Below are 13930 nucleotides of genomic sequence, written 5' to 3' on the forward strand. Positions count from 1 at the left end.
CGGCGCGACCCTCCGCCGGGGTAGGGTCGCGCCGTGCTGCTCGGGGTCGACGTCGGAGGAACGTTCACCGACGCGGTCCTTGCCGTCGACGGGCGGCTGGTGACCGCGAAGGCGCCGACGACCCCTCGCGACCAGTCGGAGGGCGTCATGGCCGCCGTGGCCACGGCCCTCGAGCGCGCCGGGGCGCAGGCGCCCCAGGTCGAGGCGTTCGCCCACGGCATGACCGTCGCGACGAACGCCCTGCTCGAGGGCCGGGGCGCGCGCACGGCGCTGCTCGCCACCGAGGGCTTCACGGACATCGTCGCGCTCGGCCGCCAGGCGCGCGCCGACCTCTACCGGCTCTGCGCCCAGCGGCCCGCGCCGCTGACGCCGCCGGAGCGGCGGATCGGCGTCCCCGAGCGCATGACGCCCGACGGCCCGCTGCGCGCTCTCGGCGACGACGGCATCGAACGGGTCCTCGATCGCCTCGACGAGTGCGAGCCCGAGGCGATCGCCGTCGTCCTGCTGCACGCCTACGCGCATCCCGAGCACGAGCTCGCCCTGGCCGAGGCGATCGAGCGCCGCCGGCCCGGGACGCACGTCTCGCTGTCCCACGACGTCGTCGGCACCTTCCGCGAGTACGAGCGCGCCGCGACCACCGAGGTCGACGCCGCGCTGTCGCCGCTGCTCGGCGCCTACCTGCGCGCGCTGGCCGGCCGGGCGCGGCAGGCCGGCCTGCCGCAGCCGCAGATCATGCAGTCCAGCGGCGGCCTGGCCACCCTCGAGCTCGCGGCCGCTCACGCCGCGCTCGCCGTGCTCTCCGGGCCGGCGGGCGGCGCGGCCGCCGCCTCGCTCATCGCCGCCCAGACCGGCATCGAGGACCTCCTCTGCTTCGACATGGGCGGCACCTCCTGCGACGTGTGCGTCGTCGACTCAGGCGCCGTGCGCGAGACCGCCAGCCGTGAGGTGGGCGGCCGTCCCCTGGCGCTGCCGATGGTCGACATCCACACCGTGGGCGCGGGCGGCGGCTCGATCGCCTGGCGCGATCCGGGCGGGGCTCTGCGCGTGGGACCCCAGTCAGCGGGCGCCGATCCCGGTCCCGCCTGCTACGGCCACGGCGGCACGGAGCCGACCGTCACGGACGCCAACCTGCTGCTCGGCCGCCTCGACCCGGACTCCGAGCTGGCCGGCGGGGTGGCGCTGGACCGCGGCGCCGCCGAGCGCGCCATCGCAGGGCTGGCGGCGGCGCTCGACCTCGACCCGATCGCCTGCGCCGAGGGCATCGTCCGCGTCGCCGACGTCGAGATGGTCCGCGCGCTGCGGGTCATGACGGTGCAGCGCGGCGTGGACCCGCGCCGCTATGCGCTGCTGGCCTTCGGCGGCGCCGGCGGCCTGCATGCCGCCGCCATCGCCGACGAGCTCGGCATCGACCGCCTCGTCGTCCCCCGCGCGTCCGGCGTGTTGAGCGCGCTGGGCCTCGCGGTCGCCCCCCGCCGCGCCGACGCCCGCCGCAGCGTCCTGCTTGCCGGCGACAAGCTGACTGCCGAGGCGATCGGCCGCGTCGCCGAGGAGCTCGGCCGCGATCTGCCCGGCGAGCACCGCGTCACCCTCGAACTGCGCTACGCCGGCCAGTCCTTCGAGCTCGGCGTGCCCTGGGAGGGCGACGTGCGCGAGGCGTTCGCCGCGCAGCACGAGGAGCGCTACGGCTACCGCGACCCGGAGGGCGTCGTGGAGCTCGTCACGGTCCAGGTCTCGGCCATCGAACCCGGCCCGGACGTGACGCTGGCGCCGGCGGGTGAGGCGACGAGCCAGCCCGGCGGCGAGCGCGAGGTCGTGATCGCGGGTGAGCCCGTGCGGGCGACGATCTGGCGCGGAGAGCTGGCCGCCGGCACGCGCATCGCGGGGCCCGCCGTCTGGCAGGGGCCCGAGGCGACACTGCTCGTCGCGCCGGGCTGGTCGGGCGCCGTCGACGGCACGGGGACGGTGGTCCTTGGACGCGATTGAGCTGCAGGTCGTCACGGGCGCGCTGCACGCCGCCTGCGAGGAGATGGGCGCCCTGCTCATCCGCAGCGCGCACTCCTCGAACATCAAGGAGCGCCGCGACGCCTCGACCGGGCTGTTCGACGATCGCGGTGAGATGGTCATGCAGGCCGAGCACATCCCGGTCCACCTGGGGGCGATGCCGGAGGCCGTGGCCGCGGTCCTGCGCGAGCGCCACCGGCCCGGCGTCTCGTGGGTGCTCAACGACCCGTACCGGGGCGGCACGCACCTCCCCGACATCACGGTGATCACGCCGATCTTCGCGGGGGAGGATCTCCTCGGGTTCGCCGCGTCGCGCGCGCACCACGCCGACGTGGGCGGCCGGATCCCGGGCTCGATGCCCGCGGACTCGCGCACGCTCGACGAGGAGGGCGTCGTCATCGCCCCGCGGGTGCTCGACGCGGCGGCGATCGACGAGCTCGCCGCGCAGATGCGCCAGCCCGCCGAGCGCCGCGCGGACCTGCGCGCCCAGCTGGCGGCCAACCGCATCGGGTGCCGGCGGGTCGCGGAGCTGGCCCGGCGCACCGGGCGCGACGGCCTGCGCGAGGCGCTGCACGCCGTGCTCGACTACGCCGAGCGCCGCACGCGCGCCTGCCTCGCCGACCTGCCCGACGGCACGCGCACGGCGGCCGACGTCCTCGAGGCGCCCGACGGCGACCTCGTCCTGCGGGTCGCCGCGACGGTCTCCGGCGACGAGCTCGTCCTCGACTTCTCCGGCAGCGCTGACCAATACCCCGGCAACCTCAACTGCCCGCTGGCCGTGACGAAGTCCGCCTGCCTGTTCGCGGTGCGCGTGCTCACCGATCCCGACATCCCGGCCAGCGCGGGCGTGCAGCGGGCGATCACGGTCCGCGCCCGGGAGGGGTCGATCCTCAACGCCCGCCCGCCCGCCGCGGTGGTCGGCGGCAACACCGAGACGTCCAGCCGCGTCGCCGATCTCGTCCTGCGCGCCTTCGGCCGTGCGTGCGGGCAGGGCACGATGAACAACCTCACGCTCGGCAACGACCGCTTCACGTACTACGAGACGCTCGGCGGCGGCCAGGGCGCGTGCCCCGACGCGGACGGCCCGTCCGGCGTGCACGTGGCGATGTCGAACACGCTCAACACGCCCGTCGAGGCGCTCGAGCGCAGCTTCCCCCTGCGCGTCACCCGCTACGAACTGCGCCGCGGGACCGGCGGCGCGGGCGCGCATCGCGGCGGCGACGGCGTCGTGCGCGAGATCGAAGCGCTCGAGGAGGTCACGTACTCGCTGATCACCGAGCGCCGGCGCCACGGCCCCCCGGGCGCCGCGGGCGGCGCCGACGGGGCGCCGGGCCGCAACGTCGTCGCGGGCGAGGAGGCCGGCTCGAAGACGATGGGGACGCTGCGCGCCGGCGAGTCGCTGCGCATCGAGACCCCGGGCGGCGGCGGGCACGGCCCCGTGGGATGATGCCCGCGATGCGGGTGGGGTTCTGCGGACTGGGCCTGATGGGATCGCTGATGGCGGCGCAGCTGGCGCGCGCCGGCCACGAGCTCGCGGTGTGGAACCGGACGCGCTCGAAGGCCGAGGCGTTCGTCGCCGAGCACGGCGGGCGCGTGGCCGATTCGCCGGCCGGAGCGGCCGAGGGCGCCGACGCGGTCATCACCATGCTCGTCGACGGCGAGCAGGTCGCCACCGCGCTGGAGGGCATCGACGAGCCGCTGTGCATCGACATGTCGACGATCGGGCCCGCCGCCGCGCGTGACCTGGGGCGCCGCCGGCGCTTCCTCGACGCTCCGGTCAGCGGCTCGACGCCGGGCGCGCGCGACGGGACGTTGACGATCATGGTCGGCGGCGCCGCGGACGACGTCGAGGCCGCGATGCCGCTCTTCGAGGCGATGGGCAGGCTCATCGTCCACGTCGGCCCGGTCGGCCAGGGCCAGGCGATCAAGGTCATCACGAACGCGGTCGCCGCCGCCAACGCGGCGGCGCTCGCGCAGGCGCTCGTCGTCGGCGCCGCCGTCGAGGTCGACCTCGACAAGCTGGTGGACCTGCTCGGCGACACCGCGGCCGCCTCGACCATGGTGGCGCTGAAGGGGCGGCCCATGCTCGAGCATGACTGGACGCCGCTGTTCCGGCTCGATCAGATGCTCAAGGACGTCCGTCTGTGCCTCGACGGAGCGGCCTCTGCGGGCATCGACTTCCCTGCCGCGGAGGCCGCGCGTGAGGTGCTGGAACGCGGGGTAGACCGGGGTCTTGGCAACGCGGACTTCGCCGCGTTGCTGGAGGTCGTCGAGGCCCGCACCGGCCGCCGCCTCTAGCCCCCCAAACCAAAGCGAGGATTTGGCTTTTGCCCGCATCTTTGCAACGATGCGACTGCGCTCCCGCGTCGCCGTCGCGCAGTTCGGACGGCCTGACGCGGGACTTTCTTCGTTCCTAGAAACCGAAACCCTTCCCTATGCCAATTGCCTTCAAGGAGTGGGCGGTCACCGTCCGGGCGCTTGCCGAGGGCGAGCAGCTGGTGACCCTCCGCAAGGGCGGCATCCGCGAGTCCGGCAAGCACTTCCGGCTCGAGCATGACCGCTTCTTCCTCTACCCGACGTTCGACCACCAGCGCGGCGACCTCGTCCGCGCCTCCCACCAGCCCGAGCTGCGCCGCGCCCTCGAGGAGGGCGTCTGGCCCGACGGCGAGTGTCCGGAGGACTCCATCTGGTTCGACGGCGGCATCGACCAACCCGACCGCGTGCGGATCCGGGCCTGGGCCGAGGTGGCGGGTCACTTCGCCATCGACGACCCGCGCTGCGTCGACGCCCTCTCGCCCTACTACGTCTGGACGCCGGACTACGCGGAGAAGCGCCTTGCGTGGAAGCGCCGCCATCCACTGCACGTCCTGCTGCTGCGCACGTACCGCATCCCGCGTCCGGTGACCGTCAAGGTCAAGGACGAGTACCTGGGCTGCCGATCGTGGCTGGAGCTGCAGCGCGACCTGCCATTCGAGGGGACGCCGGTCCTGTCCGACGACGAGTTCGAGCGCGCCTCCGAGGAGATCTGCGCGATCGTCGGCGGGCGGGAGCTGGCTCTCGCCTAGCGGCGCGACCCTGAGCCTCGACCAGACGTTCAGGGACGCCTCGCGCGTCCTCTGCATCGGCATCGGCGGCGGCGGTGACGTCGTGGGCGCACTCGTCGTCGCCGACCTGGCCGAGCGCTTCGGCGCCTCGGCGGTGGTCGGAGGGCTGACCTGGGAGCGGCGGGTCGTGGACCCGCTGCCCGGGCCCCGCCGGCTCGACGAGATCACCGGCGCCGAGCCCCTGAACGACGCCGTCGCGCTCGCCTCGCCCGAGACGAGCGGCCCCGGCGGCTTCCGCTTCGCCGAGTCGCACCTGGCCGGCGTGCTCGGCGAGCGAACGGTCCTCGTCGATCCCCATCCCGGCCCCGCCGGGGTGGCGGCCGCCCTGGACGACGCGTGCGTGCAGCTCGGCTGCGATCTCGTCGCGCTCGTCGACGTGGGCGGCGACGTCCTCGCCCACGGCCACGAGCCCGGGCTCGGGAGCCCGCTCGCGGACTCGCTGCTGCTGGCCGCGGCCGCCCACCTGCGCACGCCCACGACCGGCGCGGTCTGGGGCGCGGCCTGTGATGGCGAGCTCACCCTCGAGGAGGTCCTCGAGCGCCTCGCCGAGCTCGCCGCGGGCGGTGCGCTCACCGGGGTCTGGGGCACGCCGCCCGACCTCCTCGATCGCCTCGACGCGGCGGTCGCCGCGGTACCGACCGAGGCCAGCGCGCAGGCCGTCGCCTGCGCGCGCGGCGCCACGGGCCCCGCGCCGATCCGCGACGGGCGCCGCACGGTGCCGCGCAGTCCCGTCGGCGCGCTGACCTTCATCTTCGACCCGCAGCGCGCGCTCGAGGTCGCGGTGCCGATGGCCGCCGCCCTCCTGGACGCCGCCTCGCTGGAGGACGCCGAGTCGATCCTCGCCGCGCGGGGCATCCGCACCGAGCTCGCGTACGAGCGACGGGCCGCTTCGTAGAAGCTCGGGCGCGGCGTGGAGGTCGCGGCGCGCGGTCGGCGAAGATGCCCGGGTGAGCTCGTGGGTGGAGACGGAGTCGGCGCACTTCGTCGCCCGGCACGCCGAGGAGGATGCCGAGCACGCGGCCGCCGTCCTCGAGCAGCTCGAGGAGGTCCGCGAGCGCGCCGCCTCCCTCCTGCCCTCGGTGCCCGACGAGGTCGCCGTCGTCCTGCACCGCTCCGAGGCCGAGCTGATCCTGGCGCGCCCTGCGCTGCCGGTGCGCCGGCTGCGGACCGCGCCCGCGTCGCGCCGCTACATCGCCGGGGGCCTGTCGGGCTTCGACATCCACGTGCTGGCGCCGCCGCTGCTCGAGGCGCGGGCCAGCGGCGTCCCGGAGTCGCGGGCGATGCTCCTGCGCACGCCGGCCGCCCTGTACGCGCGCCTGGCAGTGGGGGCCGCCAACCCGCGCCTGCCGCCCCCGGCCCGCATCGGCGCACTCGTACGCGCGCGGCGCTGGGCGTGGCTGTACCTCGGCGCGGGGCCGTGGCTCTCCGGGCAGACGGCGCTCGCCCGGCCCGCGATCGCGCGCCGGCTGCGCGAGGGCCCGCGCCCGGCGTTCCCGCCCGAGCGCCGCGACGCGGAGCTGCTCGGCGGCACCGTCGTCGACCTGCTCGCCCGCGAGGAGGGCGAGCGCGCGGCGATCCGCCTGGCGCTCGAGCTCGAGCCCCGGGGCCCGCGCGACGGGCTCGTGCGGGCGTTCGGCGGCCGCAGGATCGACCACACCGAGGACGCCTGGCGCGCGCACCTCGCACGGCTGGCCGAAGCAGGCTGAACGCCGAGCGTCGATGCGGTGGCGGGCGGTGGGGATGGCCGAATCTGCCCGATACTCGTCCTTGCTGCCAAGCTCCGCACCCGCCACGATGGGTCCATGCTCCGCCGCGTCGTCATCGTCGCCCTGCCCGGCGTGCAACCGCTCGACGTCACCGGTCCCGCCGAGGTGCTCGCCTACGCCGAGCGCATGTCCCCGGGCGCGTACGCGATCGAGGTCGTCTCGCCCGGCGGCGCGGCGCTGGACACCGGTTCCGGCTACGCGCTGGCCCCCGCCGGAGCGCTCGAGGACGTCCGCGGCCCGCTCGACACGCTGATCGTCGCCGGCGGCGCGGGCGCCCGCCACGCCGCGCCCGCCGTCGTCGAGCAGGTTCGGCGCCTCGCCGCGCGCACGCGCCGCATGGCCTCGGTCTGCACCGGCGCGTTCGTGCTCGCGGAGGCGGGCCTGCTCGACGGCCGCCGCGCCACCACCCACTGGGCCCACTGCGACGACCTGCGCCGCCGCCGGCCGGCCGTCCACGTCGACCCCGACCCGATCTTCGTCTTCGACGGGCCCGTCCGCACGTCGGCGGGCGTCACCGCGGGCATGGACCTCTCGCTCGCGCTCGTCGAGGAGGACCTCGGCGCGCCCGTCTCGCTCGCGGTCGCGCGCGTGCTCGTGCTGTTCGTCAAGCGTCCCGGCGGCCAGTCGCAGTTCAGCGCCCAACTCGCCGCCCAGTCGGCCGACCGCGCGCCGCTGCGCGAGTTGCAGGCGTGGATGGCCGACCACCTCGACGCCGACCTGTCGGTTCCCGCGCTGGCGCAGCGGACGTCGATGAGCGAGCGCAACTTCGCCCGCGCCTTCAAGCGCGAGGCCGGGATGACCCCGGCCGCGTACGTCGAGGCGCTGCGCGTCGAGCGCGCGCGCCTGACGCTCGAGTCGACCGCGGCGCCGGTCGAGGCCGTCGCCCGCCAGTGCGGGTTCGGCACCGTCGAGACGCTGCGCCGCGCGTTCGCCCGGCGGCTCGGCGTGTCCCCCGCCGCCTACCGCAGCCGCTTCGCGGCCTGACCGAAGGAGCCGTTCGCCATGGACATCGCCATCCCGCTCTACGACCGCTTCACCGCCCTCGACGCCATCGGGCCCTACGAGGTGCTGTCCCGCCTGCCGGGCGCGCAGGTGCACTGGATCGGCCACGAGGCGCGGCCCTACGCGACCGATCGCGGCCTGCGCGTGGTCGCCGACGCCACGCTCGAGGAGCTCCCGCACCCGGACGTCGTCGTCGTGCCCGGCGGCACGGGCACGGTCAGCCTGCTCGAGGACGAGCGCCTGCTGGACTGGATCCGGACCGCGCACGAGACCTCGCAGTGGACGACCTCGGTGTGCACCGGCTCGCTGCTGCTCGGCGCCGCCGGGATGCTCGAGGGCCTGCGCGCCACGTCGCACTTCCTCTACCTCGACCGGCTCGCGACGTTCGGCGCGCAGGTCACCGACCAGCGCGTGATCGAGCAGGGCAGGATCATCACCGCCGCCGGCGTGTCGTCGGGCATCGACATGGCGCTGCACCTCGCGTCGCGCATCGCCGGCGAGACGATCGCCCAGGCGATCCAGCTCGTCATCGAGTACGACCCGGCGCCGCCGTTCGACGCGGGCCACCCCGCCAAGGTCGATCCGGAGATCGTGGAGCTCGTGCGCCGGCGCGCACGCGTCCCTGCCTGATCGCGCCTGAAAACTGCCTGATCGCGCCCGAAAGTGCCTGATCGTGCAGGTCCGTGTACGATCAGGCAGATGCTCACCGACGAGCGCCGCACCCTGATCCTCGACCGCCTGCGCTCGCAGGGGCGGGTGCTGGCCGCTGACCTCAGCGCCGAGCTCGACGTCTCCCAGGACACGATCCGCCGGGATCTGCGCGACCTCGACGAGGCGGGCCTGCTGCGCCGCGTCCACGGCGGCGCGCTGCCGCGCGATGCCGGCGCGCAACCGTTCGCCGAGCGGACGCGCCGGGCTCCGGCGGTCAAGGCGTCGATCGCCCGCCGCGCCGCCGCGTGCGCCCGCGACGGCCAGGTGATCGTCATCGACGGGGGCACCACGACCCTCGAGGTCGCCCGCGCGCTCGGCGACGACCTCCGCGCGACCGTCGTCACCACCAGCCCGCCGGTGGCGATCGCCCTCGCCGACCACCCCGGGCTCGAGGTGACCGTCGTCGGCGGCACGCTGCGCCGGGAGCCGCTCGTCACCGTCGGCGCGGACGCCGTCGAGTCGCTGCGCGCCGTCCGGGCCGATCTCGTCTACCTCGGCGTCTGCGGCCTGCATCCCGAGATCGGCGTGACGACCGACGACATCGAGGAGCGCCACGTCAAGGCGGCGATGATCGCCGGAGCGGCGGAGGTGCTCGCGCTGGCCGACGGTGACAAGCTGGGGACCGCGATGCCCTTCGTCGTCGCCCCGCTGCGCGAGGTCACCCACCTGATCACCGACCACGGCGTGACCGAGAGCGACCTGGCGCCCTACCGCGCGCTCGGCCTCGAGGTGCTGCAGGCGTGAACCGGCTGCGCGCGGCGATCACGATCGTCTTCTTCGCCAACGGGGCGCTCTTCGCGTCCTGGGCGTCGCGGATCCCCGCGCTCGCCGACCGCACCGACGCGACGACCGGCACCCTCGGCCTCGCCCTGCTCGCCCCCGCCGTCGGCGCGGTGGCCACGATGCCGCAGATCGGCAAGCTGCTCACCGGTCGCTCCAGCCGGATGTTTTGCCGCTGGTCGCTCGCCGGCCTGATGGTCGCGATCGTCCTTCCCGGCTTCGCGCCGACCGTGGCGCTGCTCGGCGTCGCGCTGCTGTTCGTCGGCGCCACGAACTCGGCGCTCGACGTCGCGATGAACGCGCAGGGCGTCTCGGTCGAGCGCCGCCAGGGCCGGCCGATCCTGTCGTCGCTGCACGCCGCGTTCTCGTTCGGCGGGTTCGCCGGCGCAGGGGTCGGCGCGCTGGCCGCGGCGCTGCACGTCGCGCCGGAGCCGCATCTGATCTTCGCGGCGGTCCTCTTCGGCGTGCCCGGCCTGTTCGCGGCGCAGGCGCTCCTGCGCGACGACGAGGATCCGGACGCCGGCGCCCGGCGGCTGCCGTTCCGCAAGCTCCCGGGGCGCCTGGCCCTGCTCGGCGCCGCCGCGTTCTTCTGCCTGCTCGCCGAGGGCGCCGCCTCGGACTGGAGCGCGACGCTCGTCTCGGGGCCGCTCGGCGGCAGCCCTGCGCTGGGCGCGATCGCCTACGCGATCTTCTCGGTCGGCATGGGCGCCGGGCGCCTGCTCGCCGACGGCCTGTGGGCGCGCTGGGGCGCGTCGGGCCTCGTGCGCCGATCGGGCGTGCTGGCCGGCGCCGGCTTCACCGTGGCGCTCGTCATCGGCACGGCGCCGGTCGCGCTCGTGGGCTTCGCCGCCCTCGGTCTCGGGCTCAGCGGGATCGTTCCGACCCTGTTCCGGTCCGCCGCGGACCAGCCCGGCGTCCCGACCGGCCCCGCGCTCGCCGCGGTCAGCGCGATCGGCTACCTCGGCTTCCTCGCGGGTCCCCCGCTCATCGGCGGACTGGCCGAGGCGACGTCGCTGCACCTCGCGATCGGGCTGCTCGCGATCGCCGCGGCGCTGGTCGTGGTGCTCGCGCCGATCGCCGACCCGCCGCGCCGGCGCGGGCCCCGCCCCGCCTCCGCACCGTCGCCCACGGGCTGATGCATCCCCTGCTGCGCAGCGCCGGAGCGCTGCTCGTCGACCTCGACGGCACGCTGCTGGACTCCACCGCCGCGGCAGCGCGGGCCTGGGGCGCCTTCGCCCGCCGGCACGGCCTCGATCCGGCGGCGGTGGCGCACGCCGCCCACGGAAGGCCGTCGCGCGAGACGGTGGCGCGCCTGGCCCCGCCGGGGGCCGACCTCGCCGCCGAGACGGCGATGGTCGACGAGGCGGGGGTCGACGACACCGGCGGCGTCGTGGCGCTGCCCGGGGCGGCACAGCTGCTGGCCGCGCCTCCCGCGCCGCTGGCGATCGTCACGTCGGGCTCGACCGCGCTGGCCACCGCTCGGATGCACGCGGCGGGCCTGCCGGTGCCGGACGTGCTCGTCAGCGCCGACGACGTACGCCACGGCAAGCCCGATCCCGAGCCGTTCGTCCTCGCCGCGCGGCCCCTGGGCCTCGACCCGGCCAGGGCGGTCGTCATCGAGGACGCTCCGGCAGGCGTCGCCGCGGGGCGCGCGGCCGGCGCGACGGTCCTCGCCGTCCGCACGACGCACGACGACGCCGAACTGGTCGGCGCCGCCGCGATCGCAGATCACATCGCGGCGCTGCTCGCCCGCTGAGGGGCGAGCCGCGCCGCGGCTTGGGTTCAGAGTGCCACTCGCGGCACGCCGGCGCCGACGGCGCGGGCGGCCGGACCGCTCGGGGGACGGGTGCCCAGGACGATGAGGCCCGTCGCGAGGATGACGAGGGCGATGCCGCCGCCCAGCGCCACCCAGCCGACCTCGTCGAGGAACGGCAGCTTCGCGCCGGCGCTGATCGAGGCCTCGACGTCCGGCGATCCGTCCGCGTTCATCACGACGACCGACCAGTCGCCGTCGGCGACCTTCCAGGTCAGCGTCTGGCGGCCGGCGCCCTGGCTGGAGGCGGCCCAGAAGTCACGCCTCGCGGGCGGCGCGGGCCAGCGGGTCCCGGCGTGGCGCGTGTAGTCGGCCTCGAACGGGCCCGTCGAGATGTCAGTGACCGTGCTGTAGGAGACGTCCTGCAGGTAGCGCGCGACGTCCCGCGTGGGCGCGATGCCGATGAACAGCGGCTTGCCCGTGCGCGAGGTCGCCTGGAGGCGCACCTTGCCGAACTCGCTCGATTCGACGAGCCGGCCGGCACCGCCGAGGTTGACGTCGAGGTTCTTGGTGGCGAGCGCGCGGGTGTTGTCACCGATGCGCTCGGTTCGCGTGGAGAGGTAGCCGGCGCTGTCCTTCTGCGCGTCGCCCCAGAGGGCGAGCCCACCGAGGGCGAGCAGTCCGACCGCGAGCACGGCGGCGACGATGCCGGGGATGAGGAAGCCGAGGCGGGTGCCGCGCGGGCGCTGCGGGGCGACGGGCCGCTCCGGGGACTCGAGGGTGGCTGTGGTGTCAGTCGAGGACATAGGGCGATCAGGGGTTCCGTTCTGGGGCTCGGGGCTGATGACCATCAGGTTGCCACCGGGCCGTGGCCGCGTCGCTGGAGTCAGCAGGCCAACGAAGGTGCGGCTGTCCACCTCGGGCGGAAGGCGGTACCTCTCGGCGGGCGGGGAGCGGACCGGCCGGTCAGCGACCGGCGGCCGCCGCGCGTGTCCGCTCGCGGACGCACGACCGCGCCGTGGCCCCCGGGACCGGTTTGCCATCTCCATGCTCCGAATGACCGCAGTCCTGGCCGCCGCCGTCGCGGCCACTCTGGCCGTCCTCGCCGTCCCGGCCCGCAGCGACGCGAAGTACCGCGTGGCCGTCGGCTTGGGCGACCAGCAGACGATGACGCTCACCCAGCCGCTCTTCATCGCCACGCAGATCAAGCGGCTGCGCTACTTCATCCCCTACAACGCCATCCACAGCCGCAGCCGGATGCAGGCCGTCGAGGACTACGTCCGCACCGCGAGCAGTCGCGGGATGAGCGTGATGATCCACATCTCGACGAACGACCTGCGCATCCGGCGCGGGCGCCTGCCCAGCGCCCGCGGCTACCGGCGCGACGTCGGGCGCCTCGTCCGCCGGCTGCGCCCGATGGGCGTGCGCGAGTGGGGCGTGTGGAACGAGGCCAACCACGCCAGCCAGCCGACCTGGAACCACCCGAAGCGCGCGGCCGCCTACTACCGGCAGATGCGCCGGATCTGCCGTGGGTGCCGGATCGTCGCGCTCGACGTGCTCGACCAGCGCGGCGTCGACCGCTACATCAGCCGCTTCTACCAGGCGCTGCCGCGCAACCTGCGCCGCAGTGCTCGCTTCGTCGGCATCCACAACTACTCGGACGTCAACCGCCGCCGGACGACCGGGACCCGGCTGATCATGCGCTCCGTGCGCCGCTACGTGCGCTCGCCACACTTCTGGCTGACCGAGACGGGCGGCGTGGTCGAGCTCGGCCGGTCGTTCCGGTGCAGCGAGCGGCGGGCGGCGAACCGCCTGAAGTACCTGTTCCGCATCCTGAAGGCGTACCGGCACTCCATCGACCGGGCCTACGTCTACAACTGGTTCGGCACCGACTGCCGCACCCGGATGGACACCGGGCTGGTCAACAAGGACGGGAGCGCGCGGCGGGGCTACCGCACGCTGCGCGTCGGGCTGCGGTCGTTCACGCGCTGACCGGCGCGGACCTTCGCGGGCGGCGGTGTGGGCGCCGCCGCCTGCGGACCCGACATGATGGGGGGCGATGGCTGAGCCCTCCGCATCCGACGCGGCCGACCGCGACCACGACCACGAGCACGACCACGACCACGTCGCGGCCGCCGCCGAGCACCCGGCCCCCGAGCCGGTGACCGGGGCCCTCGACGCCGCCGCGCCCGAGGCGCCGACGCTGCAGAGCCTGACCGCCTCGCTCGGCGGCCCGCTGGGGATCGCCGAGTCGATGGTCCCGGCCACGGCGTTCGTCGTGGTGGCGACCGCCTCGGGCCAGGACACGCGCCTCGCGGCGATCGTCGCCGTGGCGCTCGCGGCGCTGTTCGCGCTCGCGCGGATGGTGCGCCGCCAGACGCCGGTCTACGCCGTGTCGGGGGTCATCGGCGTGGCGATCGCCGGCTACGTCGCCTCCCGGACCGGCAAGGCGGAGAACTTCTTCCTGCCGGGCCTGCTGCTCAACGTCGCCTACGCGACCGCCTACCTCGTGTCGATCGCCGTTCGCTGGCCGCTGATCGGCGTGATCGTCGCGGCGGTCGGCCGGACCGGGAACGCCTGGCGCGACAACCCCGACCGCCTGCGCGCCTACACCCGCGCGAGCTGGGTGTGGGTCGGGCTGTTCCTGTCGCGCATCGCCGTCCAGCTGCCGCTCTACCTGGCCGGCGCGCTCGTCGCGCTCGGCACCGCCCGGGTGGCGATGGGAGTGCCGCTGTTCGTCGTGGGCGCCTGGCTGTCGTGGCTCGTGCTGCGCAACACCGAGTGGCCGCGCGAGCGTCGCGAGGCCTGAGCGG

General features: G+C 75.4%; 14 protein-coding genes. 13 read left to right on the forward strand and 1 reads right to left on the reverse strand.

Annotation, left to right across the window (positions count from 1 at the left end; translation table 11 throughout):
• Positions 1 to 33: 33 nt before the first annotated feature.
• From DSM104329_RS20685 to DSM104329_RS20735, 11 genes are all read left to right on the forward strand, one after another.
• Positions 34 to 1983, forward strand: a complete 1950-nt coding sequence (locus DSM104329_RS20685) for a hydantoinase/oxoprolinase family protein (RefSeq protein ID WP_259311745.1) — start codon at positions 34 to 36, stop codon at positions 1981 to 1983.
• Positions 1970 to 3448, forward strand: coding sequence for a hydantoinase B/oxoprolinase family protein (locus tag DSM104329_RS20690; protein WP_259311746.1), 1479 nt, complete (start codon positions 1970 to 1972; stop codon positions 3446 to 3448). Before DSM104329_RS20685 ends, DSM104329_RS20690 begins: the two co-directional genes overlap by 14 nt.
• Positions 3449 to 3456: 8 nt before the next feature.
• The gene (locus DSM104329_RS20695) at positions 3457 to 4299 is read left to right on the forward strand and encodes an NAD(P)-dependent oxidoreductase (RefSeq protein ID WP_259311747.1); all 843 of its coding nucleotides are present in this window, start codon (positions 3457 to 3459) and stop codon (positions 4297 to 4299) included.
• A gap of 137 nt (positions 4300 to 4436) precedes the next feature.
• Positions 4437 to 5066, forward strand: coding sequence for a DUF1802 family protein (locus DSM104329_RS20700; protein WP_259311748.1), 630 nt, complete (start codon positions 4437 to 4439; stop codon positions 5064 to 5066).
• A 61-nt stretch (positions 5067 to 5127) separates the two neighbouring features.
• Positions 5128 to 6000 (forward strand): DUF1152 domain-containing protein, encoded by an 873-nt coding sequence (locus DSM104329_RS20705; protein ID WP_259316242.1) that lies wholly within the window; start codon positions 5128 to 5130, stop codon positions 5998 to 6000.
• Positions 6001 to 6052: 52 nt separating this feature from the next.
• Positions 6053 to 6811 carry a hypothetical protein gene (locus DSM104329_RS20710; RefSeq protein ID WP_259311749.1) on the forward strand — a complete coding sequence of 253 codons (759 nt, stop codon included), beginning with the start codon at positions 6053 to 6055 and terminating at the stop codon, positions 6809 to 6811.
• A gap of 96 nt (positions 6812 to 6907) precedes the next feature.
• Positions 6908 to 7855 (forward strand): GlxA family transcriptional regulator, encoded by a 948-nt coding sequence (locus DSM104329_RS20715; RefSeq protein ID WP_259311750.1) that lies wholly within the window; start codon positions 6908 to 6910, stop codon positions 7853 to 7855.
• Between the two features lie 18 nt (positions 7856 to 7873).
• The gene (locus DSM104329_RS20720; RefSeq protein WP_259311751.1) at positions 7874 to 8503 is read left to right on the forward strand and encodes a DJ-1/PfpI family protein; all 630 of its coding nucleotides are present in this window, start codon (positions 7874 to 7876) and stop codon (positions 8501 to 8503) included.
• A 69-nt stretch (positions 8504 to 8572) separates the two neighbouring features.
• Entirely contained in the window at positions 8573 to 9328 is a 756-nt protein-coding gene (locus DSM104329_RS20725; RefSeq protein ID WP_259311752.1) for a DeoR/GlpR family DNA-binding transcription regulator, read from the forward strand.
• On the forward strand, positions 9325 to 10500 hold the full coding sequence (locus DSM104329_RS20730; RefSeq protein ID WP_259311753.1) for an MFS transporter: 1176 nt from the start codon (positions 9325 to 9327) through the stop codon (positions 10498 to 10500). Before DSM104329_RS20725 ends, DSM104329_RS20730 begins: the two co-directional genes overlap by 4 nt.
• Positions 10500 to 11120, forward strand: a complete 621-nt coding sequence (locus DSM104329_RS20735) for an HAD-IA family hydrolase (protein WP_259311754.1) — start codon at positions 10500 to 10502, stop codon at positions 11118 to 11120. Before DSM104329_RS20730 ends, DSM104329_RS20735 begins: the two co-directional genes overlap by 1 nt.
• Before the next feature lie 26 nt (positions 11121 to 11146).
• Here the strand turns inward: DSM104329_RS20735 and DSM104329_RS20740 are convergent, their stop codons facing one another.
• The gene (locus tag DSM104329_RS20740; RefSeq protein WP_259311755.1) at positions 11147 to 11923 is read right to left on the reverse strand and encodes a hypothetical protein; all 777 of its coding nucleotides are present in this window, start codon (positions 11921 to 11923) and stop codon (positions 11147 to 11149) included.
• 250 nt (positions 11924 to 12173) lie between these two features.
• On the opposite strand from DSM104329_RS20740, the gene DSM104329_RS20745 reads away from it, so the two are divergent.
• On the forward strand, positions 12174 to 13109 hold the full coding sequence (locus DSM104329_RS20745; protein ID WP_259311756.1) for a hypothetical protein: 936 nt from the start codon (positions 12174 to 12176) through the stop codon (positions 13107 to 13109).
• Between the two features lie 67 nt (positions 13110 to 13176).
• Positions 13177 to 13926 (forward strand): DUF3159 domain-containing protein, encoded by a 750-nt coding sequence (locus DSM104329_RS20750; protein WP_259311757.1) that lies wholly within the window; start codon positions 13177 to 13179, stop codon positions 13924 to 13926.
• Positions 13927 to 13930: the final 4 nt, after the last annotated feature.

This window comes from Capillimicrobium parvum, assembly GCF_021172045.1.
GTDB classification, from domain to species: Bacteria; Actinomycetota; Thermoleophilia; order Solirubrobacterales; family Solirubrobacteraceae; genus Capillimicrobium; species Capillimicrobium parvum.

Bases quoted from the DNA above. Each gene is read 5' to 3' on its own strand.
- DSM104329_RS20695 (WP_259311747.1), top strand. From the start codon at position 3,457: ATGCGGGTGGGGTTCTGCGGACTGGGCCTGATGGGATCGCTGATGGCG.
- DSM104329_RS20700 (WP_259311748.1), top strand. From the start codon at position 4,437: ATGCCAATTGCCTTCAAGGAGTGGGCGGTCACCGTCCGGGCGCTTGCC.
- DSM104329_RS20715 (WP_259311750.1), top strand. From the start codon at position 6,908: ATGCTCCGCCGCGTCGTCATCGTCGCCCTGCCCGGCGTGCAACCGCTC.
- DSM104329_RS20720 (WP_259311751.1), top strand. From the start codon at position 7,874: ATGGACATCGCCATCCCGCTCTACGACCGCTTCACCGCCCTCGACGCC.
- DSM104329_RS20725 (WP_259311752.1), top strand. From the start codon at position 8,573: ATGCTCACCGACGAGCGCCGCACCCTGATCCTCGACCGCCTGCGCTCG.
- DSM104329_RS20735 (WP_259311754.1), top strand. From the start codon at position 10,500: ATGCATCCCCTGCTGCGCAGCGCCGGAGCGCTGCTCGTCGACCTCGAC.
- DSM104329_RS20740 (WP_259311755.1), bottom strand. From the start codon at position 11,923: ATGTCCTCGACTGACACCACAGCCACCCTCGAGTCCCCGGAGCGGCCC.
- DSM104329_RS20745 (WP_259311756.1), top strand. From the start codon at position 12,174: ATGACCGCAGTCCTGGCCGCCGCCGTCGCGGCCACTCTGGCCGTCCTC.
- DSM104329_RS20750 (WP_259311757.1), top strand. From the start codon at position 13,177: ATGGCTGAGCCCTCCGCATCCGACGCGGCCGACCGCGACCACGACCAC.